20 protein-coding genes are annotated in these 26,021 nt (G+C 74.9%); 14 read left to right on the forward strand and 6 right to left on the reverse strand.

Annotation, left to right across the window (positions count from 1 at the left end; all coding sequences use genetic code 11):
• Positions 1–194: 194 nt before the first annotated feature.
• From HCK00_RS14480 to HCK00_RS14495, 4 genes are all read right to left on the reverse strand, one after another.
• A complete protein-coding gene (locus HCK00_RS14480; protein WP_168102318.1) occupies positions 195–1,343 on the reverse strand; it encodes a cobalamin B12-binding domain-containing protein in 1,149 nt (382 codons plus the stop codon).
• Positions 1,340–3,049: a SpoIIE family protein phosphatase gene (locus HCK00_RS14485; RefSeq protein WP_311765321.1), complete on the reverse strand. Its 1,710-nt coding sequence runs from the start codon at positions 3,047–3,049 to the stop codon at positions 1,340–1,342. The genes HCK00_RS14480 and HCK00_RS14485 overlap by 4 nt, the downstream gene beginning before the upstream one ends.
• 559 nt (positions 3,050–3,608) lie before the next feature.
• On the reverse strand, positions 3,609–5,069 hold the full coding sequence (locus HCK00_RS14490) for an aldehyde dehydrogenase family protein (RefSeq protein ID WP_168102319.1): 1,461 nt from the start codon (positions 5,067–5,069) through the stop codon (positions 3,609–3,611).
• Positions 5,070–5,330: 261 nt separating this feature from the next.
• Positions 5,331–6,371 (reverse strand): glycosyltransferase family 2 protein, encoded by a 1,041-nt coding sequence (locus HCK00_RS14495; RefSeq protein ID WP_168102320.1) that lies wholly within the window; start codon positions 6,369–6,371, stop codon positions 5,331–5,333.
• 93 nt (positions 6,372–6,464) lie between these two features.
• On the opposite strand from HCK00_RS14495, the gene HCK00_RS14500 reads away from it, so the two are divergent.
• The 4 genes from HCK00_RS14500 to HCK00_RS14515 all read left to right on the forward strand — a co-directional run bounded on the left by HCK00_RS14500 (position 6,465) and on the right by HCK00_RS14515 (position 10,285).
• The gene (locus HCK00_RS14500) at positions 6,465–6,941 is read left to right on the forward strand and encodes a GtrA family protein (protein WP_311765322.1); all 477 of its coding nucleotides are present in this window, start codon (positions 6,465–6,467) and stop codon (positions 6,939–6,941) included.
• Between the two features lie 60 nt (positions 6,942–7,001).
• On the forward strand, positions 7,002–8,441 hold the full coding sequence (locus HCK00_RS14505) for a hypothetical protein (RefSeq protein WP_168102321.1): 1,440 nt from the start codon (positions 7,002–7,004) through the stop codon (positions 8,439–8,441).
• 161 nt (positions 8,442–8,602) lie between these two features.
• Complete coding sequence (locus HCK00_RS14510) at positions 8,603–8,809, forward strand: hypothetical protein (protein WP_168102322.1); 207 nt, start codon at positions 8,603–8,605, stop codon at positions 8,807–8,809.
• A gap of 408 nt (positions 8,810–9,217) precedes the next feature.
• A complete protein-coding gene (locus HCK00_RS14515) occupies positions 9,218–10,285 on the forward strand; it encodes a YihY/virulence factor BrkB family protein (RefSeq protein WP_168102323.1) in 1,068 nt (355 codons plus the stop codon).
• Here the strand turns inward: HCK00_RS14515 and HCK00_RS14520 are convergent.
• Positions 10,239–10,730 (reverse strand): MarR family winged helix-turn-helix transcriptional regulator, encoded by a 492-nt coding sequence (locus tag HCK00_RS14520; protein ID WP_168102324.1) that lies wholly within the window; start codon positions 10,728–10,730, stop codon positions 10,239–10,241. The two genes, HCK00_RS14515 and HCK00_RS14520, sit on opposite strands and share 47 nt — an antisense overlap.
• A 160-nt stretch (positions 10,731–10,890) precedes the next feature.
• Between HCK00_RS14520 and HCK00_RS14525 the strand changes: the two genes are divergently transcribed.
• The 6 genes from HCK00_RS14525 to HCK00_RS14550 all read left to right on the forward strand — a co-directional run bounded on the left by HCK00_RS14525 (position 10,891) and on the right by HCK00_RS14550 (position 18,166).
• Entirely contained in the window at positions 10,891–12,489 is a 1,599-nt protein-coding gene (locus HCK00_RS14525) for an acyl-CoA synthetase (protein WP_168102325.1), read from the forward strand.
• Positions 12,486–13,307: a crotonase/enoyl-CoA hydratase family protein gene (locus HCK00_RS14530; RefSeq protein WP_168102326.1), complete on the forward strand. Its 822-nt coding sequence runs from the start codon at positions 12,486–12,488 to the stop codon at positions 13,305–13,307. Before HCK00_RS14525 ends, HCK00_RS14530 begins: the two co-directional genes overlap by 4 nt.
• Positions 13,304–15,274, forward strand: coding sequence for an acetoacetate--CoA ligase (locus HCK00_RS14535; protein WP_168102327.1), 1,971 nt, complete (start codon positions 13,304–13,306; stop codon positions 15,272–15,274). Before HCK00_RS14530 ends, HCK00_RS14535 begins: the two co-directional genes overlap by 4 nt.
• The gene (locus HCK00_RS28490) at positions 15,271–16,215 is read left to right on the forward strand and encodes a 3-hydroxyacyl-CoA dehydrogenase NAD-binding domain-containing protein (protein ID WP_311765323.1); all 945 of its coding nucleotides are present in this window, start codon (positions 15,271–15,273) and stop codon (positions 16,213–16,215) included. The genes HCK00_RS14535 and HCK00_RS28490 overlap by 4 nt, the downstream gene beginning before the upstream one ends.
• A 41-nt stretch (positions 16,216–16,256) precedes the next feature.
• Entirely contained in the window at positions 16,257–17,123 is an 867-nt protein-coding gene (gene couO, locus HCK00_RS14545) for a 4-hydroxyphenyl-beta-ketoacyl-CoA hydrolase (RefSeq protein WP_168102328.1), read from the forward strand.
• Between the two features lie 212 nt (positions 17,124–17,335).
• On the forward strand, positions 17,336–18,166 hold the full coding sequence (locus tag HCK00_RS14550) for a hypothetical protein (RefSeq protein ID WP_168102329.1): 831 nt from the start codon (positions 17,336–17,338) through the stop codon (positions 18,164–18,166).
• 131 nt (positions 18,167–18,297) lie between these two features.
• Here HCK00_RS14550 and HCK00_RS14555 read toward each other — a convergent pair whose 3' ends face one another.
• Positions 18,298–19,602: a type III PLP-dependent enzyme domain-containing protein gene (locus HCK00_RS14555; protein ID WP_168102330.1), complete on the reverse strand. Its 1,305-nt coding sequence runs from the start codon at positions 19,600–19,602 to the stop codon at positions 18,298–18,300.
• Between the two features lie 123 nt (positions 19,603–19,725).
• Here HCK00_RS14555 and HCK00_RS14560 point away from each other — a divergent pair, with 123 nt between their 5' ends.
• The 4 genes from HCK00_RS14560 to HCK00_RS14575 all read left to right on the forward strand — a co-directional run bounded on the left by HCK00_RS14560 (position 19,726) and on the right by HCK00_RS14575 (position 25,826).
• Positions 19,726–20,757, forward strand: coding sequence for a radical SAM protein (locus HCK00_RS14560; protein WP_168102331.1), 1,032 nt, complete (start codon positions 19,726–19,728; stop codon positions 20,755–20,757).
• A 787-nt stretch (positions 20,758–21,544) separates the two neighbouring features.
• Positions 21,545–23,185, forward strand: coding sequence for a glycoside hydrolase family 43 protein (locus tag HCK00_RS14565; RefSeq protein WP_168102332.1), 1,641 nt, complete (start codon positions 21,545–21,547; stop codon positions 23,183–23,185).
• Between the two features lie 173 nt (positions 23,186–23,358).
• The gene (locus HCK00_RS14570; protein ID WP_168102333.1) at positions 23,359–24,381 is read left to right on the forward strand and encodes a glycoside hydrolase family 10 protein; all 1,023 of its coding nucleotides are present in this window, start codon (positions 23,359–23,361) and stop codon (positions 24,379–24,381) included.
• Between the two features lie 149 nt (positions 24,382–24,530).
• On the forward strand, positions 24,531–25,826 hold the full coding sequence (locus HCK00_RS14575; protein ID WP_168102334.1) for a CE1 family esterase: 1,296 nt from the start codon (positions 24,531–24,533) through the stop codon (positions 25,824–25,826).
• Positions 25,827–26,021 lie beyond the last annotated feature (195 nt).

Below are 26,021 nucleotides of genomic sequence, written 5' to 3' on the forward strand. Positions count from 1 at the left end.
CGGGGCCGGTGCGGCCGCCCGCGGCACACCCGGTGGGCCCTGCCGGTGGTCGCGGCACGTCACCTCCCCGGCCGGACGCACGCGGGCCCCGGCGCCGCCACCGGCCCACCCGGTGGCGCGGCCCGGGCCGCCGGCTCATCGAGCGGTGCCCGCCGGGCCGCCTCCGTTCCGGTGGCCCGCCGTCCGCGGGGGTGTCAGGTCCCGGCGGTGGCCGGGGTGCCCGCCCCGGGCGCGTCCGTCTCCGGTGCGGCGGTGTCCAGCGCCCGGCGGGCCTCGGCGAGCATTCCGAGGGCGCGGGGGAAGTTGTGGAGCAACCCGGCCAGTACATCGAGCGTGGGCCCGAGCGTCGTGGCCGGAACGCCGCGGGCGGTGAGGATGGAGCCGGTCCAGACCAGGAATCCGGTGAAGAGCCCGGCGTCACCCGTGTAGAGGGCGGTGGTGAGGAAGTCCACGATGTGCGCGATGTCCTCGGCGGTGTGCTGCCGCTGCCGGTCGGTGTAGTCGCGCATCGCCGGGATACGGGCCTCCAGCGCCGCGAGGGTGTCCCGTACCAGCTGGGTCGAGGTCCGGCTGACCAGGGTGTACTCCTGGTCGGCGAGGTGGGGCAGGAGGTCGACGGGGTGGCGCCCGGAGACCGCGGGATCGGCCGGGGCCAGGCCCCGGGCGAGCTGGTCCGCGGCGCGGCGGGCGTCCGGCGCCCAGGCGTCCGCGCCGAGCAGCCGCGCGTACCGGCCGTCGGGGCCGAACGCTGCGCCCCCGGCCAGCACCGGCACGCCGGTCGCCTGGCAGGCGGTGATGGTCGCGTGCGCGGTGGGCAGCCGGGTGGGGATCGACCCGGAGAGGGCGACCGCGTCCGGCCCGGTGAGGTGGAGGTGCGCGATCAGATGGGGCGCGGGCACCTGGGCGCCCAGGAAGTCGACCTTCCAGCCGCGTAGCCGCAGCACCTCCGCGAGCAGCCGGGCGGGCAGCGCATGCCACTCGCCGTCCACGCAGGCCACGGTGATTCCGCCGCGCACGGGCCGGCGGCGGCTCGCCGGGTGGAGCGCCACGGCGGCGACGACCCGGTCGTTGACGGCGGTGGCCGCGTGTTCCTGTGCCACGGTCATGCGGTTGGCGGCCCACTCCTGGCCCACCCGGGCCTGCACGGGTGCGACGGCGTCGAGGAGGACGCTCTCCGGGTCCGTCCCCGCGGAGAGCGCCCGCGTCACCGCGTCGACCGCCGTGTACTCGTCACCGTCGGCCACCGCCCGCCACAGCTGTTCGGCGAGCGGTTCACCGCCTTCGGGTTCCTGGGCGGCGGGCTCGGGACGGGGGGAGTGGGGGGAGTGGGGGGACGCGGTCATCCGGGGCGATTCTCCTGGTCGGCGTGGGGCGGTGGCGGACCGCAGGGGATGGGGGACCCCGGCCCGCCCGGAAGGCCGGCCCGCGGGGCGCCGATCGCCACCACGGCCATGTCGTCGTGGCGGCCGGAGCCGACCCACTGGGCCGCGAGCATCTGGACGCGCTCGGCGACGGCCTCCGCGGGCGCCCCCGCGCACTCCGCGAGCGCCGCGCGCAGCCTCTGCTCGCCGAACTGCTCGTCACCGAACGGGCCGCCCTTGGCCTCGGTGATGCCGTCGGTGTACAGCAGGCAGGTCTCGCCGGGCGCGAGCCGGGCCGTGGCGGTGCGCGCCCGCACCTCGGGCAGGACCCCCACCAGGCATCCGCGCGTCTCGGCCTCCTCGACCTCGCCGTCGGCGCGGACGACGAGCGGCGCCGGATGCCCGGCGCTGGTCAGCCGGAGGTCCACCGCGCCGCCCCGGCGTACGGCGGAGGCCAGGACGAGCGTCGCGAACCGGGTCACGCCGGAGCCCAGCAGCGCGCTGTTGAGCATGTTCAGCAGCCGCAGGTGGTCGGTGGCCATCGGCAGCAGGGCGTGCACCGTGTTGCGGATCTTGCCGGTGAGCGCCGCCGCCTCCAGGCCCTTGCCGCAGACGTCACCGAGGACGGCGAGGCACTCCTCGTCCCCGCCCGGACCCGGGTGGACGTTGTAGAAGTCGCCGCCGATGCGCTCGCTGTCGTCGGAGGGGCGGTAGCGGCCGGCGAAGTCGATCCCGCGGAGCCGGCCCAGCGAGGGCGGCAGCAGCTCCCGCATCAGCACCGACGTGATCGCGGCCTGCTCCGCGTAGAGCCGGGCCGCGGACATCGCGGCACCCGCCCGGGCGGCGAAGACCCGGGCGAGGAGCTCCTCGCTCTCGCTGAAGCACGCCTGGTCGGAGCGGCGGACCAGGATCAGCGCGCCCGCGGGCACCCCGTGCCCGGGAAGCGGGGTGACGGCCATGGAGCCGACCGGCCCCTCGAACCCGGGCGGGACCGCCCACGCCGGGGCCGACGCCGGGTCGATCCACCGGGACGGCACCGGGGGGAAGCCCTGCAGGGCCTCGCTGAGACCGGGCATCAGCCGCGGATCACCCGGGATGTCGCCCCGGCTCACCCGGCCCTCGGGGGCGCAGTACGTCAGCGGCAGCCGGCCGTCCGTCTCCGGTGCGACGACGACCGCCGCGTCGGCGAGGTGGCGCGCGGCGAGCTGGGCGGTGACCTCCATGCAGCGGTGCGGGTTGAGCGAGGCGAGCAGCTGGTTGGAGGCCTCCGCGAGAAACGCGGTCCGCCGGCGCTCCACCCGCACCGCCCGTTCGGCCTCCTCGGCGCGGTGCCGGTCGGTGAGGTCCGTCAGCCACCACACCACGGCGCCGTTCTCGCCGGGCGAGGGGTGTGCCTCCAGCCACCGCTCGCCGGCCTGCCCGCTCGCGGGGCCGGGCGAACCGGCGCCGGGGGCTGTCACGAGACGCTGGTGGGCGAGCGCCAGCCAGGCCGGCCCGGCGGCGGCGAGCGGGGCGCAGGTCACCACCGCGGGCAGCAGCTCCGCGGCGGCGCGGTTCACTCCGCGTACCGTTCCCGAGCGGTCGACGACCAGCACCGGGCACGGTGCGGCGAGCCAGGCACCGCCGACGCCGGTACCGGCACCGGCGTCCGCCCCGGCCGGGCTCTGGGAACAGATTGGACTCTCCACACCGAAAGGCCCCGCAGCGCGAGCCCCACCGCCTTTCCGACAGAAAACATCAGGGTAATACCCCTTCTGCCACCATCCCCCACTTCTCCCTCCGGTGGCAATCTCCCTTGGGGCACCCGGATTTCCCCTGCATTCCCCGGACGCCCGCGGCCACTCCTCTCCGCCCGGCTTCCGCGGGGAAGCCCGGGCCGGCGCCCGGCCCTTGCCCGTCCGCGGCAGGTCGCGGGGGCCGGGCGCCGGCGCCGGGGGGCCGGGGCCCGTGGTGGGCGGTTTCACAGTGGTCCGCCTCCCGCGCCGGGCGTGTCGTGACGTAGGGGAACGGTGCCGTGGCACGCGAGAGGGGCGCGGGAGCCGTGCCTCGCGACCCGGCCGGGGGAGGGGGAGGCGGGCACCGCTGGGCGGGGGCCCGTAACGGAGCGACGGGCGGCTCTCCGCGATCAGCGCGGCGCAGGCGCCGGGCGGCTCCTCCGCGTGAGGCCGGCAGCGCCCCGCGGTACCGGCACCGGCCTGTGCCGCGCCCCGGTGTGCGGGCGCGGCACGGGCCGGTGCCGGGCAGGTCTCAGAAGGGGTAGTGCGGACGGCGGGTGGCCATCGTGACCCAGCGGGTGTTGCTGAACGCCTCGATCCCCCAGCGGCCGCCGAACCGTCCGTAGCCGGAGGCCTTGAACCCGCCGAACGGGGCCTGGGGCTCGTCCGCCACCGACTGGTCGCCGACGTGCACGATGCCGGTGCGGATCCGCTGCGCGAGGCGCAGCCCGTGGCTGCCGTTCTCGGTGATGATGCCGCAGGTCAGGCCGTGTTCGGAGTCGTTGGCGAGGGCGACGGCCTCGTCGTCGTCGGCGAAGGTGGCGACGACGCAGACCGGGCCGAACACCTCCCCGTGGTACAGCTCGGCGTCCTCCGGGACATCGGTGAGGACCGTCGCCGGGTACACCGCCCCCTCGGGCTCGCCGCCGCCGGTCAGGACGGTGGCGCCCTTGGCGACCGCGTCCTCGACCAGCCCGGCGACCCGCCGCGCGGAGTCGGCGGTCACCAGCGGGCCGATCACGGAGGTGGATTCCTCGGGGCTGCCGGCGGGCAGCGCGGCGACCTTCGCGGTGAAGCGGCGGGTGAACTCCTCCGCCAGCGAGGCGTGGACCAGGACGCGGTCGCCCGACATGCAGATCTGGCCCGAGTTCATGAACACGCCGAAGGCGGCGGCGTCCACCGCGTGGTCGAGGTCGGCGTCCTCCAGGACGATGATGGCGTTCTTGCCGCCCAGTTCCAGCACGGCGGGCTTGAGATGGCGGGCGGCGTGCACGCCGATGACGCGCCCGACGCCCGTGGAGCCGGTGAAGTTGACGGCCCGGACCCGCGGGTCGGCGATCAGCGTCTCGGCCACCTCGGCGGCGTCGGCGGGGTCGTTGGTGACGACGTTGAGCACCCCGGCGGGCAGCCCGGCGTCCCGCAGTACGTCGGCGACGAACAGGCCGCAGGCGAGCGGCGCGTCCTCGCTGGGCTTGAGCACCACCGTGTTGCCCGCGGCCAGCGGGGCCGCCACGGCGCGGACCCCCAGGATCACCGGCGCGTTCCACGGGGAGAACGCGGCGACCACGCCGACCGGCTCGCGCACGGCGAGGGAGAGGGCGTCCCCCTGCTGTGAGGTCAGCACCTCACCGCGCGGGGCGGTCACGGCGGCGGCCGCCTCGCGGAGGATGGAGGCGGCCAGCCCCACGTTGAAACCGGCCCACGGGCGGGTGCCGCCCGCTTCCCCGGCCATGTGCGCGGCCGCCTCGTCACTGCGTGACTCCAGCAGGTCGGCGGCGTCCAGCAGGATCGCGCGCCGCCGGCCCGGGCCGAGGGCGGCCCACGCCTCGAAGGCCGCGTCGGCGGCGTCCACCGCGCGGGTGATGTCCGCGGCTCCGCCGGCGGCGACGGTGGCGTACACCTCACCGTTCCAGGGGTTCACATCCGACGTGGTGCGGCCGGACGCGGCGGGGACGTCCTCACCGCCGATCAGCAGCTGACGGGAAAGGGGCATGGAGTGCGTTTCCTCACGGGGCTCGGGACAGGGGCCGCGCGCCGCCACCCGTCCACGGCGCGCGGCCGGGAGGCGCCCCGCTGGGCGGGCGCGCGGTGCCGCGCGGGACGGGCGCGTCCGGGCCGGACGGGAGCGGTCGTTCGCGATGCGAACAATGGTTCACTGCGCAAGAGTCTCGTGGGGCGGGTGGAGGTTGTCAATGGACGGGCCCACCGCTCCGGCGGCGCGAGGGCGGGCCGGGCGGGCGGCGATCCGGCCCGGTCAGACGGTCCCGGACGCCGCCGGGCCCCGGTCCGCCGGCGGTGGGGGAGGGCCGCTGCCCGGGGCCGGTCCGTCGCCGGCGGGCGGCAGGGCGGGAGCGGTCGTGGGGCCGGGGCGGGCCGGGCCCGGTGCCGGGTAGGCCAGGTGGACGAGGCGGGAGTGCTCCTGCCGCAGATGCATCACCGCCGCGAGGATGTACCCCACCAGCAGCACGAGAGCCGCGATGGTCATGAGGGTGGCCGCGAGGATCGCGGTGGGGAACCGCGGCACGGTGCCCGTCCGCAGGAACTCCGTGACCACAGGCAGTCCGAGCACCACGGCGGCCAGGGCCAGCGCCCCGGCGGCCGCCGCGTGGACCAGCGAGGGCCGCTCCCGGCGGGCGAGATTGAGGATCACCCCGAGGATCCGCCAGCCGTCCCGGTAGGTGCGCAGCTTGCTCTCGCTCCCCGCGGTCCGCCCCCGGTAGTCGATGGAGACCTCGGTGGTGGGCAGCCGCAGGTTGAGCGCGTGGACGGTCATCTCCGTCTCGATCTCGAACTCCCGGGAGAGGGCGGGGAAGGACTTCACGAAACGCCGCGAGAGCACCCGGTAGCCGCTCAGCATGTCCGTCACGTCATTGCCGAACAGCACCCGCACCGCACCGGTGAGCAGCCGGTTCCCGAGGGTGTGGCCCGCCCGGTAGGCGCCGCCCCCGGCCTCGCGGCGAGCGCCCAGCACCTGGTCGTAGGGGCCCTGGAAGAGGAGGTCCACCATCTCCCGCGCCCGGGAGGCGTCGTAGGTGTCGTCGCCGTCGACGATCAGCAGCGCGTCGGCGTCGATGTCCGCGAACGCCCGGCGGACGACGTTGCCCTTGCCCCGGCGGGGCTCCTCCCGGACGATGGCTCCGGCCGTGCGGGCCACCTCCGCCGTCCGGTCGGTGGAATTGTTGTCGTAGACGTAGATCTCGGCCTCGGGGAGCGCCGCGCGCAGGTCGCGGACCACCGTGGAGACGGCGGCTTCCTCGTTGTGGCACGGCACGACGCAGGCGATCGTCGGGCTCACGGTGTCTCCCTCGGCTGGACGGGCCCCGACCCATGGTGCGACACGGGCGGGGGCGGGGCGGGAAGGCACACCGCGCCCGATATCGTCACTTTTGTGTCCGTCGTCTCGGTCCTCTCCTCGCTGAGCCTGCGGCTGCGGGACGCCGCACGGGGGGTCCGGGTGGAGGCCGCCCGGTTCGGCACCGTGGGGGCGCTCGCCTTCGTCCTCGACAACGGCGGGTACACCCTGCTGGTCTTCGGGCTCCCCGGTGGGGGCGGCGGCCCCATGCGGTCGCTTCCGGTGCAGGCGTCGGTGCTGGCCACCGCGGCGGCCACCCTCTTCTCCTGGGCCGGGAACCGCTACTGGACGTACCGGCACCGGCGCCGCGAGAACATGGCCTGGGAGCTGCTGCTCTTCACCGCCGTGAACGTGGTGGGCATCGCCATCACGGCGGGCACGGTCCTCCTCTCGCGGCGGCTGCTCGGGTTCGACTCGGTGCTGAGCGACAACACCGCCCGGATCACCGGCTGGCTGATCGCCACCGTCTTCCGCTTCGTCGCCTACCGCGGCTACGTCTTCACCGCGCCCTGAGCGGCCTGGCCGTCCTGACCGCGCGGGGATGGTTCCCCTCCACTGCTACCATCCCGGCTTATGGGACATATCGCCCATTCCCTCCGCGGGTGGCGCTGGATCGGGGTCCTGGGCGCGCTCGCCGCCGTCTGCGCGCTCGCCACCGCCGTCGTCTTCTCCCCGGGCTACATGAGCCCTGACAGCCTCTCCCAGTTCGAACAGGCCACCGGCCGCGCCCCGCTCAGCGACTGGCACCCCCCGGTGCTCAGCCTCACCTGGCGCGCGCTCATCGCCGTCACGGGCAGCTACGCCACCCTCGCCGTCCTGCAGGCCGTCGTCCTCTGGGGAGCGCTGTGGGTGATCGCGTCCTGCGTCTGGGCGGCGGCGGGCAGCCGCGGCGGCTCCCTCGCCGTCCTCGCGATCGGGGCCGCGCCCCAGGTGCTGACCTTCGCGGGCGTGATCTGGAAGGACGTGCACCTGGCGCTGGCCCTGCTCGCCACCTGCGCCGTCGCCTTCACCGGCCGGTGCCTGCGGGAGGACGGCCGGCCCGGTGCGCTCCGGCCGCGGTGGGGCGGGCGAGCGCGGTGGGCACGGTGGGCGCTGCTGGTGCTGGGCGTGCTCCTCCTCTCCTACGCCGTCCTGGTCCGCAAGAACGCAGTGCTCGCCGCCGTGCCCGTCTTCGTGCTGCTCGTCCTCGCCCTGTGGCGGCGGCCCGGACGGCGGCGCTGGCTGGTGGCGACGGCTGCCTTCGCCGCGGCGATCGCCGTCCCCGCCGCCACCGTCGCGCTGGCCGCCCGGCCCGTCCACACCAGCCAGGTCTCCCAGATCTTCCTCGACGACCTGGTGCATGTGCTCTCCGTGGACGAGCTGCGCTCGGCGCCCGTCTCGGCGGACCTCCGCGGCCGGCTGGCCACCGCCGCGCGGCGGTGCAAGGACACCGGGGCCGTCTCCGACGCCTACTGGGCCTGCTACCCGCGCTCCCCCCGGGGGCTGTCCCCGGACGCGGACGAACTGCGCTCCCTGTGGCTCACGGAGATGCCCCGTCACCTGCCCGGATACCTCTCCTACCGGCTCCAGGTCTTCACCCGGCTGCTCTTCGCGACGGACTACCGCTACCACGCCGGGATCAGCGGGAACGACCTCGGGCTGAAGGTCTCCCACCCGCGGCTGGAGGACACCCTGGAGACCTATGTGACCGGCTCCGCCAGGAGCCTGCCGCCGCTCTTCGCGGGCTGGTTCTGGCTCGCGGCCGCCCTGGCCCTGACCGTCCGGCCGGGGGACGGACGGTTCGCCCGGCCGGTCCGGGCGCTGGGCGTCAGCGCCGCGGCCTACGTGCTCGGCTACTTCCCGGTGGTGCCCATCGCGGACTACCGGTACGTCTACTGGCCCGCCCTCGCCGTCACGCTCGCCCTCGTCCTGCGGCTGCCCGCTCTCGCCTCGGCCCGGCCACGGGACGGGCGGGCCGGTGATCGGGCCGGCCGTCCGGATTCCACCGGCGGCGCCGTGCCCGGCGCCGTCTGACGGGAAAGCCGGGCACCGCTGCCGGCCGCACCGGACCCGGCCGCACCGGACCCGGGTGCTCCGGGGCCGGGCGTGGCGCGGCACGCCGCCGTGGCCCCTCCCGCCGCGCCGCGCCGCGTTCCGCCCGGCTGCGGGGCGCGGCGGATGGGTAGGTTCCGCTCATGAGCGAAGTCGTGGACGCAGACGAACTCCTCCGCCGTATCCGGGCCGCCCGTGACTGGGCGGCCGAGCAGGAGGCCGGGTCCCGGGAGCAGGCGGAGGACGGCGGGGACGCCGGCGCCCTCGCCGCCTCCCTCAACTACGCGGCCTTCTCGGCGGTGCGGGAGGTGCTGGACGAGATCATCGAACCGGGCGGCCACCGCCGCTGAGCGGGCACGGACCCGGCCCTCCCCTCCGCCCGCGGTGCCGCCGCGGGCCGCCCCGGCCTGGGCGCCGGAGAATCCGCCGTCGGGCCCGGTGACGGGCGGGCCTGACCTCCTCCGGCGCGCCCCCGGAGGCGGCGGCCGCCGGTGCCCCCGGTCACCTCCTCCGCGACGGGGACGGGCCGGCCCTCCGGCGCTCGCCCCGCCTCGAACTCCTGAGCCGGGTCACCGCCCGGCCGGCGCGGCTCACCCGCCGGCCCTCCGTCGCGCCCCGTCCGGCCCTGACCCGCCACCGGGCGGGCGGTGAGGTGCGCCGCGCCCTCCCGGTGGGCGTGAGGTCCCGGCGGCGGGGGAGAAGGAGGTCCGGGCCGCGCGCCGCCGGAGCGCGGCGGCCGGAGGAGGAGGCGTACACCGATGGGAACCGCTGTGCAGGTCCCGCAGACGCGGGACATGGAGGGGGAGGAACTCTCCGGCGACGAGGCACTGGCCGCGCTGCGCCACTACGGCGGCCGGAAGCTGGTGAAGGACGCCTTCGCCCGGTTCCGCTACGCGGACGGCTTCAGCCAGGCCCGTTCCCTGGCCTTCCAGATCGTGCTGGGCATGGTGCCGTTCACGATCGCGCTGGTCGGCGTCGCGGCGACGGTGCACACCGACAGTGTCGGCCGGGTCGTGGAGCTGACGCTGGCGCGGATCGTGCCCGGTGACAGCGCCGGCGTGGTGGAGGAGGCGCTGGAGGAGACGCGGCGCACCGCCGGTTCGGGGGTGGGGAACGCCGTCGCCCTGTGGACCGGCCTCACCGTGGCCGTCATGAACCTGGCCTCGGCCATGGCGCAGGTCGAACGGGGCGGCAATCGCATCTACGGCATCGAGCGGGACCGCCCTTTCCTGCGGAAGTACGGCCGTGCGCTGCTGCTGGCGATGGCGGCGGGGGTACCGATGGCCCTCGGCTTCCTGGTGCTCGTGGCGGGGGAGGCGGTGGGCGAGTCGGTGGTGGAGGCCCTCGGCTGGTCCGACGGCTGGCTCGGGTGGTGGAAGGCGCTGGAGATACCCGCCGGGATCGCGCTGGCCTGGATGGGATCGGCGGTGATCTTCCGCTGGGCGCCCCGCCGGGACCAGCCGGGCTACACCTGGCTGGCGTTCGGCTCGGCCGTCCACCTCGTGCTGTGGGTGGGCGCCACCTGGCTGCTGGCGTTCTACGTGGGGCAGAGCGGCACCTTCGGCGCCGTGTACGGGCCGCTGACCGCGTTCGTCGCGCTGCTGCTGTGGGCCAACCTCACCGGTGTGGCCCTCTTCCTCGGCCTGGCCTTCGCCGCCCAGCTGGAGGCGGCGCGCGCCGGGATCACCGAACCGGTCCACCCGGACCCGGGGCCCGGGGGCGAGGGGGCCGGGGCCACCGGGGAGACGGGCCGCTCCGGCCGTCCGCTCGGGGCGGTGGTCAGCCGGCGGGTGGCCCGCCGGTCAGCGCCGTGCGGGCACGGTTGAGGTAGTCGCGGAAGGCGCCGCGTTCACGCGCCGACAGATCGCCGGTCATCAGCTCCTCCAGGGCGCGTACCTCGGCGTCCACGCCCGCCATCAGGTCCCGTCCCCGCTCGGTGAGCCGGATCAGCAGCCGCCGGCCGTGGGCCGGGTCGGCCCGGCGGGCGACCAGCCCGCGCCGCTCCAGCGCCGTCACCAGATCACCCGTGGCCTGCGGGGTGACGAACGAGCTGCGGGCGAGTTCGGCGTTGGTCAGCCCGTCACGGCGGGCGAGCACGCTCAGCGCCGTGTACTGCGGGACGGTGATGCCCGCCGGGCGCAGCACCTCGTCCAGCCGGGCGCGGACGGCCAGTTCCACCTGCTTGACCGCGTACAGCAGCAGCGGCGTGGGTCCGGCCTCCGGATCCGGATCCGTCCCCGGCACCTCGCCCGCCGCGGTCCGCGCCGCCATCGCCGCCTCCTTCTCCGGCCGTCCGCTGTCCGGCCGTCGCTCCTGCCCTGGTGAACCGGTCGTCCCGGCCCTCGACACTATATAAGGTTCCCTGTTATAAGGGATCTTGTCATTCGAGAGATCAGGAACCTTGTCATCGACCCCCGCCCGGAGGGACACGATGGGAACCGCAGCGCGTGGCGGCGCCAACCTCGGCCTGGGCAGCTGGCCCGCCCGGCGCGCCCGCATCTCGCCCGACCGCACCGCCCTGACCGGACACGACCGCACCCTCAGCTACGCCGGGCTGGCCGACCGCACCGCACGGCTGGCCGGTGCCCTGGCCCGGCTCGGGGTCCGGCCCGGCGACCGCGTGGCCCAGCTGGGGGTCAACGCGGTGAGCGTCTTCGAGACCTTCTTCGCCACCTGGCTGCTCGGCGCGGTCGCCGTCCCCCTCAACCACCGTCTCTCCGGCCCGGAGATCCGCTACATGCTGGCGGACTCCGGAGCCGCGGCACTGGTGCACAGTCCCGACGCCGACGCCCTGGTCGCCGCCGCCTCCCCGCTCCCCGCGGAGGTGCGGCGCGTCGTCACCGTCGGCCACCCCGGGAGCGGACCGGCCGGCGGGCTCGACTACGAGACGGAGATCGCGGCCGGCCCCGCGCTCGACCCCCCGCCCCCGGTCGCCCTCGACGACCCGGCCCTCCTCCTCTACACCTCCGGTACCACCGGGCGGCCGAAGGCGGCGGTGCTCACCCACGCCAACCTCACCTGGAACACCGTCAACCAACTCGCCCACCTCGACATCCTCGGCGGCGACCGGGTGCTCTGCATCGCGCCGCTCTTCCACGCCGTGGGCCTGGGGCAGATCACGCTTCCCACGCTCTTCAAGGGCGGCAGCGTGGAACCGGTGCCCCGCTTCGACCCCGGCGCGCTGCTGGCCCGCATCGGCGAGGCGCGGATCACCGGCTTCTCGGCCGTTCCCACCATGCTGCAGATGCTCTGCGAGCACCCCGCCTGGGAGACCGCCGACCTCACCTCCCTCACCACCGTCGTCTACGGCGGCTCCCCGGTACAGGAGCGCGTGGCGCGGGCCTGGCTCGACCGCGGGGTGCGGGTGCGCCAGGGGTACGGCATGACCGAGGCCGCCCCGGGCGTGTGCATGGAACCCGCCGAACCGGCGGAACCGGGTGACCAGGCGCCCGGCGGTGTCCTCTCCGCCGGCGTACCGCACTTCTTCACCGACCTGGCCGCGTACCGCGACGGCCACCCCGCCCCGCTCACCGGCGAACCCGCCGAGCTGCTCGTCCGCGGGCCGCACGTCTTCCCCGGCTACTGGAACCGTCCCGGCGAGACCGCCGAGGCGTTCACCGGCGACGCGTGGTTCCGCACCGGCGACGTGCTGCGCGTGGACGGCGAGGGCCGGGCCCATGTGGTCGACCGCGTGAAGGACATGATCATCTCAGGCGGGGAGAACGTCTACCCGGCCGAGGTCGAGGCCGTCATCCACCAGCTCGACGAGGTGGTGACCGCCGCCGTCGTCGGCGTCCCCGACCCCCGGTGGGGCGAGGTGGGCGTCGCCTACGTCGAACTGCGCGAGGGCGCCCGCCTCACCGAGGAGGCGCTCCGCGCCCATCTGGCGGGCCGGCTCGCCAGGTACAAGATCCCCCGGCACCTGGTCTTCGTCCCCGGACTGCCGGCCAACGCCACCGGCAAGATCCGCCGCGTGGAGCTGCGGCAGCGAGCCGCGGAGACGTTCCCCACCCCGGAAGGACCCCGATGACCCACCCCCGCCCCCGGCCGACCGGCGACTCCGTGCCCCTGCCGCCGTCCCTGCGGTGGGAGCGGCAGGGAGAGCACGGGGAGATCGCCGTGCTCCGCATCTCCCGCCCCGAGAAGCGCAACGCCCTGGACGACCCGACCGTCCTGGGGCTGGAGGCGTTCTTCACCGACCCCCCCGAGGGGGTGCGCGCCGTCGTCCTGGACGCGGACGGCGACCACTTCAGCGCCGGGCTCGACCTGGCCGAACTGGTGGAGCGGGACGCCTTCCGGAGTCTGGAGCACTCCCGGATGTGGCACCGCGCCTTCGAACGCGTCGAACGCGGCCGCGTCCCCGTCGTCTCCGTCCTCAAGGGCGCCGTGATCGGCGGCGGCCTGGAACTGGCCTGCGCCACCCACATCAGGGTCGCCGAGACCGGCGCCTACTACGCCCTCCCCGAGGGCCGGCACGGGCTGTTCACCGGCGGCGGCGCGGCCGTCCGGCTGCCCCGGCTGATCGGCGCCCACCGCATGGCCGACATGATGCTCACCGGCCGGGCCCTCGACGCCGAGGAGGGACACCGGCTCGGTGTCTCGCAGTACCTGGTGGCGCCGGGGGAGGGGACCGCCCGCGCGCTGGAACTCGCCGCCACCATCGCCCGGAACTCCCCGGTCACCAACTTCGCCGTGCTCCAGGCCCTGCCCCGGATCGCCGAGGCCGGTCCCGACGAGGGATCACTCCTGGAATCGCTGATGGCGGCGGCCGCCTCCGCGACCCCCGAGGCACAGGACCGGATGCGCGCGTTCCTCGACGGCCGGGCGCGGAAGGCGGGGCGGCCGTGACGGCCCCCGAGGTGCTGCGGGCCCCCGCCCCCGACTGGCGGGAGACCACCGAGCTCGGCCGCCACCTGCGGTTCCTCGCGGAGGTACGCGGCCTGAGCTTCTCCTCCTACGCCGAGCTCCACCGCTGGTCGGTGACGGACCTGGCGGGATTCTGGTCCTCCCTGAGCGACGCCTTCGGCGTGCGCTTCACCACCCCCGCCGAACGGGTGCTCGGCCGCCGGGAGATGCCCGGCGCCGAGTGGTTCCCGGGGGCGACCCTCAACTACGCCGAGCACGCCCTGCGCGGCGCCGGCTCCGGCGACGGTGAGACCGCCCTGCTGGCCCACTCGCAGACCCGCCCGGCCACCGCGCTCACCTGGGGCGAGCTGCGTGACCAGGTCGCCCGGGCCCGCGCCGGTCTGCGGCGGCTGGGCGTCCGGCCCGGCGACCGTGTCGCGGCCTACCTGCCGAACATCCCCGAGACGGTGGTCGCCTTCCTCGCCACCGCGAGCCTCGGCGCGGTCTGGGCGAGCTGCGCCCCGGAGTTCGGCGCCCGCGGGGTCGTGGACCGCTTCGCCCAGATCGAGCCGGCGGTGCTGCTGGCCGTCCCCGGCTACCGCTACGGCGTCCGCGACATCGACCGCCGGACCGAGGTCGCCGCCGTCCGGGCCGCGCTCCCCACGGTGCGCCACGTCGTCTCCGTGGACTACGGTCCCGGCGCGCTGCCGGACACCGTCCGGTGGGAGGAACTGCTCGCCGGCGCCCCCGAGCCCGGCTGCGAGCCGGTGCCCTTCGCCCACCCCCTGTACGTGCTCTTCTCCTCCGGTACCACCGGCCGCCCCAAGCCGATCGTCCACGGGCACGGCGGCATCCTCCTGGAACATCTGAAGAACCACGCCCTCAGCTGGGACCTGCGCCGCGGCGACCGCCTCCTGTGGTACACCACCACGGCCTGGATGATGTGGAACGCCCTGGTCTCCGCGCTGCTCGTGGGGGCCGCTCCGGTCCTCGCCGACGGCAACCCCCTCCACCCCGGCCTGGACGCGCAGTGGGAACTGGCCGCGGGCACCGGGGCCACCCTGATGGGCGCCAGCCCCGGGTTCCTCATGGCCTGCCGCCGCGAAGGGCTCACACCGGCGCGCGACCACGATCTGAGCCGCGTCCGCCAGATCGGCGCCGCCGGCAGCCCGCTGCCGGCCGAGGGATACCGCTGGGTCGCCGGGGAGTTCGGGCCGGGAGTGCTGCTCAACGTCGGCAGCGGCGGCACCGACGTGTGTTCCGGCATCGTGCAGGGCGGGCCCTGGCAGCCCGTGGTGGCGGGAGAGATATCCGGCCCCGCCCTCGGGGTCGCGGCCACGGCCTTCGACGAGGACGGCCGGGAGGTCACCGGCGCCCTCGGCGAACTGGTGATCACCGAGCCGATGCCGTCCATGCCGGTGGCCTTCTGGGGCGACACCGACGGCTCCCGCTACCGCTCCGCCTACTTCGACCGTTACCCGGGCGTCTGGCGCCACGGCGACTGGGTGCGCTTCTCCGCCGAGGACAGCTGCGTCGTGGCCGGCCGCTCCGACGCCACCTTGAACCGGGGCGGGGTCCGGCTGGGCACCGCCGAGTTCTACCGCGTCGTCGAGGAACTCCCCGAGGTCGAGGACAGCCTGGTGGTGCACCTGGAGGACCCGGCCGGCGGCAACGGCGAACTCCTGCTCTACGTCGTCGTCCGGGAACCGGCCCGGCTCGACGACACGCTGCGCGAGACGATCACCCGGTCACTGCGCGGGGCCCTGTCACCCCGCCACGTCCCGGACACCGTCGCCGCCGTACCGGCCGTGCCGCGCAACCGCACCGGCAAGAAACTCGAACTGCCCGTCAAACGCATCCTCCAGGGAGCCCCGCCGCACGAGGTGGCGGAACGGGACGCGCTGGCGGACCCGGCCGCACTGGACGCCTTCGCCGCCCACGCCGCCGCCCGTCGCGGGGGTGCCCGGTGACGGCCGCGGGCATCGCCCGGGTGGCCGTCGTCGGCACCGGCGTCATCGGCGCCGGCTGGGCCGCGCACTTCCTCGCCCACGGCCTGGACGTCGCCGCCGCGGACCCCGCGCCCGGCGCCGAGGAACGGCTGCGCGCCGACGTCGCCGCGCACTGGCCCGCCGTCAGCCGCCTCGGCCTGGCGCCGGGCGCCTCCCCGGACCGGCTGACGTTCACCGCCGACCCCGCCGCCGCGGCCGCCGGCGCCGACTTCGTCCAGGAGAACGGGCCCGAGCGGGAGGACCTCAAGCAGGCCCTCTTCGCCGAACTGGACGCCGCCGCCCGGCCCGGCGTCCCCCTGGCCAGCTCCACCTCGGGCCTGGCCGCCACGGCGATCGCCCGCGGCTGCGCGCGCCACCCCGAGCGCGTCCTGGTCGCGCACCCCTTCAACCCCGCGCACCTCATCCCCCTGGTGGAGGTGGTGCCCGGCGAGCGGACGGACGAGGAGACCACCCTGCGCGCTCTCGCCCTCTATACCGCCACCGGCAAGAAACCCATCCGTCTCCGCCAGGAGCTGCCCGGGCACGTCGCCAACCGGCTCCAGGCCGCGCTGTGGCGGGAGGCCTACTCGCTCGTCGACCGTGGCGTGGCCACCGTCCGCGACATCGACACCGCCGTCGCGCACGGCCCCGGGCTGCGCTGGGCCCTGCTCGGCCCGCTGGCCAACCAGCATCTCTCCGGCGGCCCCGGCGGGCTCGCCCACGTCCTGGAACACCTCGGCCCGCCCACCGAGGCCTGGTGGCGGGACCTGGGCGACCCGTCCCTCACCCCCGCGCTGGTGGCGAAACTCGTCGCCGGGGTGGAGGAGGAACTCGCGGGGCTCCCGCACGACGAACTCGTCGCACGCCGCGACGCCCTGCTGCACCTCCTGCTCACCGCCAAGGCGGACAGCGACCTGCCCTGAATCGCCCCGGACCGCTCACCCCACCCGCACGGAAGGCCCGCATGGATCTCGACGCGCTCGACGCCATCGACACCCACGTCCACGTCGAGCAGGACGGCCACGGCCGCCGCGCCCTGGACCAGGAACTCCTCGACGCCTCGGCCGCCTACTTCAAGTCCGGCCGGGACCGCACCCCCACCCTGGACGGCATCGCCGGTCACTACCGCGCCCGCCGGATCGCCGCGGTGGTCTTCACCGTCGACGCCACGGCCGCCACCGGCCACCCCGCGCTCTCCAGCGAGGAGATCGCGGAGGCCGCCGCGGCCCACACCGACATCCTCATCCCGTTCGGCTCCGTCGACCCCCACGCGGGCCGGGCCGCCGTGAACCGGGCCCGCCGCCTGGTCTCCGGGTACGGGGTGCGGGGTTTCAAGTTCCACCCCAGCCTCCAGGCGTTCGAGCCCAACGACCGGCGGTACTACCCGCTCTACGAGGCGCTGGCCGAGGCGGGCGTGCCGGCCCTCTTCCACACCGGCCAGACCGGCATCGGCGCCGGACTGCCCGGTGGCCGCGGCATCAAGCTGCGCTACTCCGACCCGATGCTCCTCGACGACGTCGCCGCCGACTTCCCCGAGCTGACCGTCGTCCTCGCCCACCCCTCCGTCCCCTGGCAGGACGAGGCCATCTCCATCGCCACGCACAAGGCGAACGTCTACATCGACCTCTCCGGCTGGTCGCCCAAGTACTTCCCGCCCCAGCTGGTCCGCGCCGCGGGCGGCATCCTCCGGCGCAAGGTCCTCTTCGGCTCCGACTTCCCGCTGATCACCCCCGAGCGGTGGCTCGCCGACTTCGCCGGGCTGGACCTGAAGGACGAGGCACGCCCGCTGATCCTCAAGGAGAACGCCGCGCGCGTGCTCGGCCTGGCCTGACGGCCCGGCGGGCCGCGCCCACCGCCCGGTTGAGCGCCACGCCCCTCCGCCACGTACTCCCGGCCGTGACCCGGTGAACGGGCCGGCGGACGTCTCCGCCGCGCCCGGCCCGCCGGGCACGCGGGAGACGCGCCGGACGAGGGATCTGCCCGCGCCGCGGATACGAGGACGTCTCCCGCGTGAAGAGTCCACCGTGGAGCCGAGAGGTGAGCATGTCCCGAGCACGAGGCAAGAACCGCAAGTACCGCATCCTGGCCCTGGGGGTGGCGGGGGCCGCGGTGGTCGCCGGGGGAGTGGCCACGAGCGGCGCGTTCGCCGGGGAGGACGGCGGGACGGCCGGGCGCCCCACGGCGGCCCAGGTGATCAGCTGCCCCTCCGCCGAGGGCAGCCTGCCGCAGGTCCCCGAACAGGCCCGTGCCGAGGTCGACCGGGAACTGGCCGCCTTGGAGCAGCAGATCACCGAGGCGAACGAGCGCATCGTGAACACGCAGGGGCAGGGCGGTCCGAACTTCGTGCAGAACGCGATCCTCGGCCCGCTCGCGGACAAGCGCACCGCGGCGCTCAACCGCATCGAGACGGCCATCGGCCGCTTCGCCGACAAGCCGGACGGACTGGAGGCACTGGCCGGCTGCACCCTCGCGGACGGGGCCGGGGGGACGGCGCAGGCACCGGCGGCCGGCGCGGGCGAGGCCGAGGGCGGCCCGGCTGAACCGGCGGACGGGGCCGAGGGGGCCGCGCCCGCGGGCGTCGCCACCGTCGCCTGCCCGGACGTCGGCGGACAGCTCGCCGCCGTGCCCGGCGGGGCGCAGGCCCAGGTCGACCGCGAACTGGCCGCCTTGGAGCAGCAGATCACCGAGGCGAACGAGCGCATCGTGAACACGCAGGGGCAGGGCGGTCCCAACTTCGTGCAGAACGCGATCCTCGGCCCGCTCGACGACAAGCGGGCGGCGGTGCTCGACCGCATCGGCCAGGCCCTCGAGCGGGCGGGCGGCAACCGGCCCGCGGGGCTGGACGCGCTGAGCACCTGCGGCCTGAACGAGTAGAGGGCGCGCCGGCCGGCGGGGACGGCCCGGCCGGGACTCCCGCCGGACCGTCCCCGGCCGGCCGGCCGTACGGACGGCCCCCCGGCGCGCGGAGCCGCCCGCCCGGGGACCGGCGCCCAGCCGTCCCGCGCTCACCGGCGGGCTCCTGACGGGGCCTCGCCGTCCTCCACCGCCACCGGCGCGTCCGCTCCGTCCGGCTCGCCGCCACCCCCCGGGGCCACCGGCGCGGTACGGGTGGTGAGCCGCCAGAGCGCGGGCCGGGCGCCGCCGTCGTGGACGAGCTGGAGCGGGGCCGGCCGGCTGAGGAAGGCGGTCAGGCCGGTGGTGAGCCCGTAGGCGCCGACGTTGGGGAAGGACAGCACATCACCGACGTCCGGCCGGGCGACCCGGGTACGGGACGCGAGCTGGTCCAGGGGGGTGCACAACGGACCGGCGATGTCGGCGGTGACCTCCGGCCGGGAGCCGGGAGCGGCACTGAGGTTCTCCGGCCCGGCGCCCGGCGGCAGCAGCCGCCCCAGCCCGGTCATGCCGCCGAGGACGTGGACGCCGGCGTCGGTGACGGCCAGCAGCGGGCGGCCCGGCACCTCCTTGACGTCGAGGACGGTGGCCAGCAGCGTTCCGCAGGCGGCCATGAGGCGCCGGCCGCTCTCGAACCAGACCCGTGGCGCGGGGGGCGGGTCCCACCCGGCGGTCAGAGCGGCCAGCGGAGCGCGGAGCGGGGTGAGATCGCAGCCGTGGCCCGGCGCGGCGTACGGCCAGGGGAAGCCGCCACCGAGGTCCACCACCCGTGGTGTGAACCCGGTGGCCCGCTGCAGCGCCGTCACCGCCGCCCGGGCGCGCGCGAAACCGTCGAGAAGGGCGTCGGCGTCCGGCAGCTGGGAGCCCAGGTAGAGGTGGCACCCCTCGACGGTCCAAGGGTCCGCGGGGCCCGCGTCGAGACAGATGGCGGCGGCCTCCCGGGCGCTCAGGCCGAACGGGCGGCCCCGGGCCATGGACAGTCCGCACGGAGGGCCGTCACCGGGCCGCAGCCTCAGCAACAGCCGCAGCCGGCGCCCCCGCGCCACCGCCGCGGCGCGGAGCAGCGGGAGTTCGTGGCGGGACTCGCAGGAGAAGGTGCGGACCCCGCGCGCGACGGCCTCGTCGACCTCGGCCCGGGTCTTTCCGGGGCCGCCGTAGAGGACGGCGCCGGGACGGTACCCCGCGGCCAGTGCCGCCTCGAGCTCCCCGGTGGAGCAGACCTCAGCCCCGCACCCGGCCCCGCGCGCCGCACCGACGACGGGCGGCAGGGGGTTGGCCTTGAGGGAGTACAGCAGCCGGGCGCCGGGCGGCAGGACGGCGCGGAGCTCGGCGGCCCGCTCCCGCACCTCGGCGAGATCGTAGAGGTAGAGCGGGGTGCCGTACCGCCGTGCGTGCCGGAGGAGTTCGCCGCGCCGCACCACCCGTTCCTTTCTCCGGTGAATACCCGCTTCTGCGCTGCCCGGGAATCGTTCCCCGGAAACCGGTGGCGGTGTAATCTGCGGGAGGGCCTTTCCGGGTCCGCGACCAGGAGGGGCGCTGTCGTGTTCAAATCCCTGGAGACCTGCGGTGCCGAATACGGCCGGCTGCGGTCCCTCGAAATCGGCGTGACGTCCCGATGTAATTTCCGCTGCGCCTACTGCGGCGCCTACGACCTGCTGGAACGCCAGGTCCTCTCCCCGGCCGACGTCGTGCGGGTCATCGAGGCGCTGCCGGATCTGGAACGGGTCAAATTGTCCGGCGGGGAAGTCCTGCTGGAATTCGATCTCTGTGAGCAGATCATCGGATATTGCTCTTCGCGCGGTATCCTGACCCAGGTTAATTCGAACGGCACACTGCTCGACGAGGAAAAGTTCGAGCGGCTGGAGGCGGCCGGGCTCGGTGTGCTCCACGTGTCGCTGAACCATGTGGAGACGGCCGCCCACGCCGCCTTCTACCGGGTGTCGGAGAAGATGTTCCCGCGTATCGTCCGGGCGGTGGAGCGCTCCGTGTCCTCGTCCTCCATCGACACCGTCGTGGAGACGGTCCTGTTCGACGAGACGGAGGCGACCCTCCCGGAGGTGCACCGGTTCGCCGCCGGTCTGGGCGTCCGCCGGCACGAGATCCAGATGGAGATCCCCGGGGTGCACCAGGGTTACACCGGAACCCTGGGCCAGGACCGGCTCTGCGAGGCGGTGGCCCGGCTGGTGGAGGCCCGCGATCCGCGCTGCACCCTCTACGTCAGCTGCCTGTCGGCGCATCTGCCGCCCGGCGGTGCGCACTGGTCCCGTCTGGCACCGCTCTTCCGGGACCCGGGTGTGGTGCGGGCCGACTGCGTCGAGGGCAAGGCGCAACTGCACCTGCACTCCAACGGCGACGTCCTGATCTGTGAGCTGGGCTGCCCCGAGGTCATCGGCAACGTCTTCGAGGAGGATCTGCTCACGCTGTACCGGACCAGCGCCCGGCTGCGGGACTTCGTCCGCGGCAAGCACGAGGAGGGGACCCACTCCTGCTTCCGTCACTGTGACCGGCCGGGGGAGCGGCGCGGCGCCTCGCGCGGGCCTGCGTTCCTGCCGGTGCCGCGCGTGCGGCCGTAGGCGCCTCGCGCGGCACCGCGGGGGAGACCAGCCGGCGGTGGCCCGAGTGCGGCGCTCCGCCGGCGCGTGGCGCCGACTCCCTCCGGGATTCCGCCCGGGTGGCGCGGGACGGGACGGGCCGCCGGTGGTCCCGCGCGAGGTATTGACGAAGTCCGTGAGGCTTCTATCATCCTTGACTGTCCGAAGATACGACCGGCGTTCGCAATGTCGAACGCCGAGCGCCGTGGCCCGTGCTGCCCCACCGTCCGGGCCGAGGACGACCGCACCCGCAACATCCGTTCCGGTAAGGCCCCCACGCGTCACTGTGCCGGAGTCGCAAGGCTGCCCGGTGCCCCGCGGCCGGGCCCTGCCCGCCCCTTGGAGCCCGGTATGCCCGCACCCGCCGTCCGCGCCGGTCCCCGTCCCGGCGGCAGGACACGCACCCGTCCGCCCGGCACGGCGCTGCCCTAGCAGCGGGGACCACCACGCCCGTTCCACCACGGGCGGTGAACCCCGCCGGCCGGCCCCGTCCCCGAGTCACCTCGCGCGCCCCCACACGCTCCCTCACCCCCCACAGGAGCCCTCCGTGTACGGAGAACGGCCCAGCTCTCCACCTCCGGGCGCTGCCGGGGCGGACACCGGCGTGCCCACACCCGCCGCCCGCCCCGGTCACCGGACCCCCCGCGCGCCCTCCCGCCCCACCGCCCGGTCGGCGGGACCCGCCTGACGGACGCGCTCAGCGGCGCCGGCCCGGCCCGTGGTCTCCCGGGCCCGCGCTCCCCCTCCGCCATATAAGGAGACGCCACCCATGTCCTGGCTCCACCACCCGTTGAGCCGCCGAGGGCTGCTCACCACCGCCACGGGTCTGGCGGTGGCGGCGGCCGCTCCCGGCGCGTACGCCGCCTCTCCGGCCGGCACCGGCCTCCCCGCCGCCGCCCAGGGCCCGGCCGGAACCCTTGCCGCATTCACCAACCCCGTCCTCTGGCAGGATTTCGCCGACATCGACATCATCCGCGTCGGGGACACCTACTACTACTCGGCGTCCTCGATGCACTACTCGCCGGGCGCCCCGATCCTCCGCTCGTACGACCTGGTCAACTGGGAGTTCGCCGGCCACTCGCTGCCCTCGCTGGACTTCGGGTCCAAGTACGACCTGAACGGCGGGCGGGCGTACGTCCGCGGGGTCTGGGCCTCGTCCCTGGCCTACCGCCGCAGCAACAGCACCTTCTACTGGCTCGGGCAGATCGACTTCGCCCGGACGTACCTGTACACCGCCCGTTCCGTGGAGGGCCCCTGGACCCGGCACGCGGAACTCCCGCAGGTCTACTACGACGCGGGCCTGCTCGTCGATGACGACGACACTCTGTACGTGGCCTACGGCAACGGCGCCATCAGCGTGGCCCAGTTGTCCGCGGACGGCCGCAGCCAGGTCCGCAACCAGCAGGTGTTCTCCACCCCGTCGAACATCGGGACGCTGGAGGGCTCCCGCTTCTACAAGATCAACGGCAGGTACTACATCTTCCTGACCCGCCCGGCCAACGGCCAGTACATCCTGCAGTCGACGAGCGGTCCCTTCGGGCCGTACACCCTCCGGCAGGTCCTCCTCGACCTGCGCGGACCCGTGGCCGGCGGCGGCGTGCCGCACCAGGGCGGTCTGGTCCAGACCCAGAACGGCGCCTGGTTCTACATGGCCTTCGTGGACGCCTATCCGGGCGGCCGGATCCCCGTCCTGGCGCCGGTCTCCTGGACCGGCGACGGCTGGCCGCAGATCCAGCTGTCCGGCGGCGCCTGGGGCACCTCCTACGACAGTACCCTGCCGGCCCGCCCGGTCGCGCCCATGACGGGCGTCGACACCTTCGACGGCGCCACCCTGAAGCCGAAATGGGAGTGGAACCACAACCCGGACAACAGCAAGTGGTCCGCCGGCGGCGGGCTCACCCTGCGCACGGCGACCGTGACCGGCGACCTGTACTGGGCCCGTAACACCCTCACCCACCGCATCCAGGGCCCCACCTCAACCGCGACGATCGAGCTCGACTTCGCGGGGATGCGGGACGGCGACCGGGCCGGGCTGGCGCTGCTGCGGGACTCCTCGGCATGGATCGGGGTCCGGCGGGACGGCGGCACGACGCGCCTGGTCAGGACGGACGGGCTGACCATGGACAGCAACTGGAACACCACCGGAACCGGCCGCGAGGTGGCGAGTGCGGCGATCTCCGGCACCCGGGTCTGGCTGCGCGCCCAGGCCGACATCCGTCCCGGAGCACCCCGCCCGGGGACCTTCTCCTACAGCACCAACGGGACCACCTTCACCGGCCTGGGCCCCGCCTTCACCATGGGCAACAACTGGCAGTTCTTCATGGGCTACCGCTACGCGATCTTCAACTACGCCACCCAGGCGCTCGGCGGCTCGGTGCGCGTGGCCCGGTTCGAACTCTCCACCCCCTGACCGTCAGGGGCGTGGACGGACGCCCCGGAGGCCGGCGCCTCCACCGGTACCGGCCCCACCATCCCCACCATCCCCACCATCCCCACCATCCCCCACACCGGCGCTCCGGCCGCGGCGGGCACCTTCCGTCCCGCCGCCGCGGCCCTGCCTCCCCTTCCGGAAGAGAGAGACAGATGAGGTCATCCCCCCGATCCGGCCGTCGCCGGTTACCGGCCCTGGCCCTGCTCGCCGCCGCGGTGCTCGCGCTGCCCCAGGCGGCGGCCGCCGCGCCCGCGACGGCGCAGGCCGACACCCTCGGCGCGCAGGCGGCCCTGTCCGGGCGCTACTTCGGTGCCGCCGTGGCCGCCGGCCGGCTGGGCGACTCGACGTACGCGGGCATCGTGGACCGCGAGTTCTCCAGCGTCACCGCGGAGAACGAGATGAAGTGGGACACCCTCGAACCCTCCCGCGGCTCGTTCAACTTCGGCCCCGGCGACCGGATCGCGGACCGTGCCCTGGCCCGTGGCCAGAAGGTCCGCGGTCACACCCTGGTCTGGCACTCCCAGCTGCCCGGCTGGGTCAACTCGACCCGTGACGCGAACACCCTGCGCACCGTGATGAACAACCACATCACCACGGTGATGAACCACTACCGGGGCAAGATCCACTCCTGGGACGTGGTGAACGAGGCGTTCGCGGACGGAGGCAGCGGCGGGCTCCGCGGCTCGGTCTTCCGGGACGTCCTGGGCGACGGCTTCCTGGAGGAGGCGTTCCGCACCGCCCGGCAGGCCGACCCCAGCGCCAAGCTCTGCTACAACGACTACAACATCGAGAACTGGACGGACGCCAAGACCCAGGGCGTCTACCGCATGGTGCGCGACTTCAAGGCGCGGGGCGTGCCCATCGACTGCGTGGGTCTCCAGTCGCACTTCGGCACCGGCGGTCCGCCGGCCAGCTTCCAGACCACGATCTCCAGCTTCGCGGCGCTCGGCGTGGACGTCCAGCTCACCGAGCTCGACATCGAGGGGGCCTCGCAGGCCGCTTACTCCAGCGCGGTGCGCGCGTGCATGAACGTCGCCCGCTGCACCGGGATCACCGTGTGGGGCGTCCGCGACAGCGACTCCTGGCGTACCGGCCAGAACCCGCTGCTCTTCGACAACGGCGGCAACAAGAAGCCCGCCTACCACTCCGTGATGTCCGTGCTCGGCGGCGCGTAACACCCGGAGCCGGGCCGTCACGTCCCACCGGGGGTGGGGGGCGTGACGGCCTGCCCTCCGCCCCCGTGGACCGGGCGGCCCCACCCCGTGACCTGCGCACCGCCGCCCCCGGACGCCGGTGCGCACACCGGCAGAGAGAGCTGTATGACATGTTACGACCAAAATTCCTCGCGTCCCTCCTAGGGGCCGTCACGGCCGCGGCGCTGCTCGTGCCGGCCACCCACGCCACGGCCACCGCGGCACCCCGTGACTCCGGTGCGGCGGCGGCGCCCCAGGCGGCCGCCGCCACCCCCGGCTGCGGCAAGGCCCCCACGCTGAACAGCGGCACCCACTCCATCCAGAGCGGCGGCAAGAACCGGAACTTCATCCTCAAGCTCCCGGACAACTACGACCGGAACCACCCCTACCGCGTGGTCTTCGGGTTCCACTGGCTCGGCGGCACCGCCACCGACGTCGCCACGGGCCAGACCGTCCAGCGGGACGTCTGGTCCTACTACGGGCTCCAGCGTCTGGCGAACAACAGTGCCATCTTCGTCGCACCGCAGGGTCTCAACAACGGCTGGGCCAACTCCGGCGGCGAGGACGTCACCCTCGTCGACGACATCATCCGCCGCCTGGACGCGGACCTCTGCGTCGACGAGACGCAGCGCTTCGCCGTCGGCTTCAGCTACGGCGGTGCCATGAGCTACTCCCTCGCGTGCTCCCGGCCGACGGTCTTCCGCGCGGTGGCCGTCCAGTCGGGAGGGGTGCTCAGCGGCTGCAACGGGGGCAACCAGCCCATCGCGTACCTCGGGATCCACGGACTGGGGGACAGCGTGCTCAACATCTCCGGCGGCCGGTCCATGCGTGACCGCTTCGTCCGGAACAACGGCTGCACCGCCCAGAACCCACCCGAGCCGGCGCAGGGCAGCCTCACCCACCGGGTGACCTACTACTCGGGTTGCCGGGCGGGATATCCCGTCGCCTGGGCCGCCTTCGACGAGGGGCACATCGCCGCCCCCCAGGACGGGGCGCGCGGTGACAGCGGCTCCCGGACCTGGGTCCCGGCCGAGGTGTGGAAGTTCTTCACACAGTTCGGGACCGGCACCCCGCCCCCTGGCAACGAGGAGCCCCCGCCGGCCGGGAACGGCGCCTGCCGGGTCACCTCCACCGTCAACGCGTGGAACTCCGGCCTGACGGCCGAACTCACCATCACCAACACGGGTACCACCGCGATCAACGGCTGGTCCCTGACCTTCACCCTGCCCGGCGGCCAGACCATCACCTCGGGCTGGAACGCGAGCTACTCGCCCAGCTCGGGGCAGGTGACGGCGCGGAACGTCGCCCACAACGCCACCATCGCCCCCGGGGCCTCGGTCGGTATCGGCTACCAGGCCAACCACAACGGCAACACCGCCAAGTCGGCCTCGTTCGCCCTCAACGGCGCGGCCTGCGACTCGGCCTGACGTCCGGTGGGTGCCGGGGCGGTCCCCGTCCCGGCACCCACGTGCGGTCGCCGGCACCGTACGTGGTGTGCGGTCTCCGGGCCGAAACGGTATCCGGCCTCTCCTCCCCTCGTGGAGCCGGGCGCTTCACCCGGGGGCGCGACCGACGCGTCATCCTGCGCCGGCGGCAGACCGCCGGCGCAGGATGACGCCGTA

This window comes from Streptomyces zingiberis (assembly GCF_012034935.1).
GTDB classification, from domain to species: Bacteria; Actinomycetota; Actinomycetes; order Streptomycetales; family Streptomycetaceae; genus Streptomyces; species Streptomyces zingiberis.

Coding starts and splice junctions, on each gene's coding strand:
- HCK00_RS14520 (WP_168102324.1), bottom strand. CDS start 10,730: ATGGCGGCGCGGACCGCGGCGGGCGAGGTGCCGGGGACGGATCCGGAT.
- HCK00_RS14575 (WP_168102334.1), top strand. CDS start 24,531: ATGTTACGACCAAAATTCCTCGCGTCCCTCCTAGGGGCCGTCACGGCC.
- HCK00_RS14570 (WP_168102333.1), top strand. CDS start 23,359: ATGAGGTCATCCCCCCGATCCGGCCGTCGCCGGTTACCGGCCCTGGCC.
- HCK00_RS14505 (WP_168102321.1), top strand. CDS start 7,002: ATGGGACATATCGCCCATTCCCTCCGCGGGTGGCGCTGGATCGGGGTC.
- couO (WP_168102328.1), top strand. CDS start 16,257: ATGGATCTCGACGCGCTCGACGCCATCGACACCCACGTCCACGTCGAG.
- HCK00_RS14480 (WP_168102318.1), bottom strand. CDS start 1,343: ATGACCGCGTCCCCCCACTCCCCCCACTCCCCCCGTCCCGAGCCCGCC.
- HCK00_RS14565 (WP_168102332.1), top strand. CDS start 21,545: ATGTCCTGGCTCCACCACCCGTTGAGCCGCCGAGGGCTGCTCACCACC.
- HCK00_RS14550 (WP_168102329.1), top strand. CDS start 17,336: ATGTCCCGAGCACGAGGCAAGAACCGCAAGTACCGCATCCTGGCCCTG.
- HCK00_RS14515 (WP_168102323.1), top strand. CDS start 9,218: ATGGGAACCGCTGTGCAGGTCCCGCAGACGCGGGACATGGAGGGGGAG.
- HCK00_RS14525 (WP_168102325.1), top strand. CDS start 10,891: ATGGGAACCGCAGCGCGTGGCGGCGCCAACCTCGGCCTGGGCAGCTGG.
- HCK00_RS14490 (WP_168102319.1), bottom strand. CDS start 5,069: ATGCCCCTTTCCCGTCAGCTGCTGATCGGCGGTGAGGACGTCCCCGCC.
- HCK00_RS14510 (WP_168102322.1), top strand. CDS start 8,603: ATGAGCGAAGTCGTGGACGCAGACGAACTCCTCCGCCGTATCCGGGCC.
- HCK00_RS14530 (WP_168102326.1), top strand. CDS start 12,486: ATGACCCACCCCCGCCCCCGGCCGACCGGCGACTCCGTGCCCCTGCCG.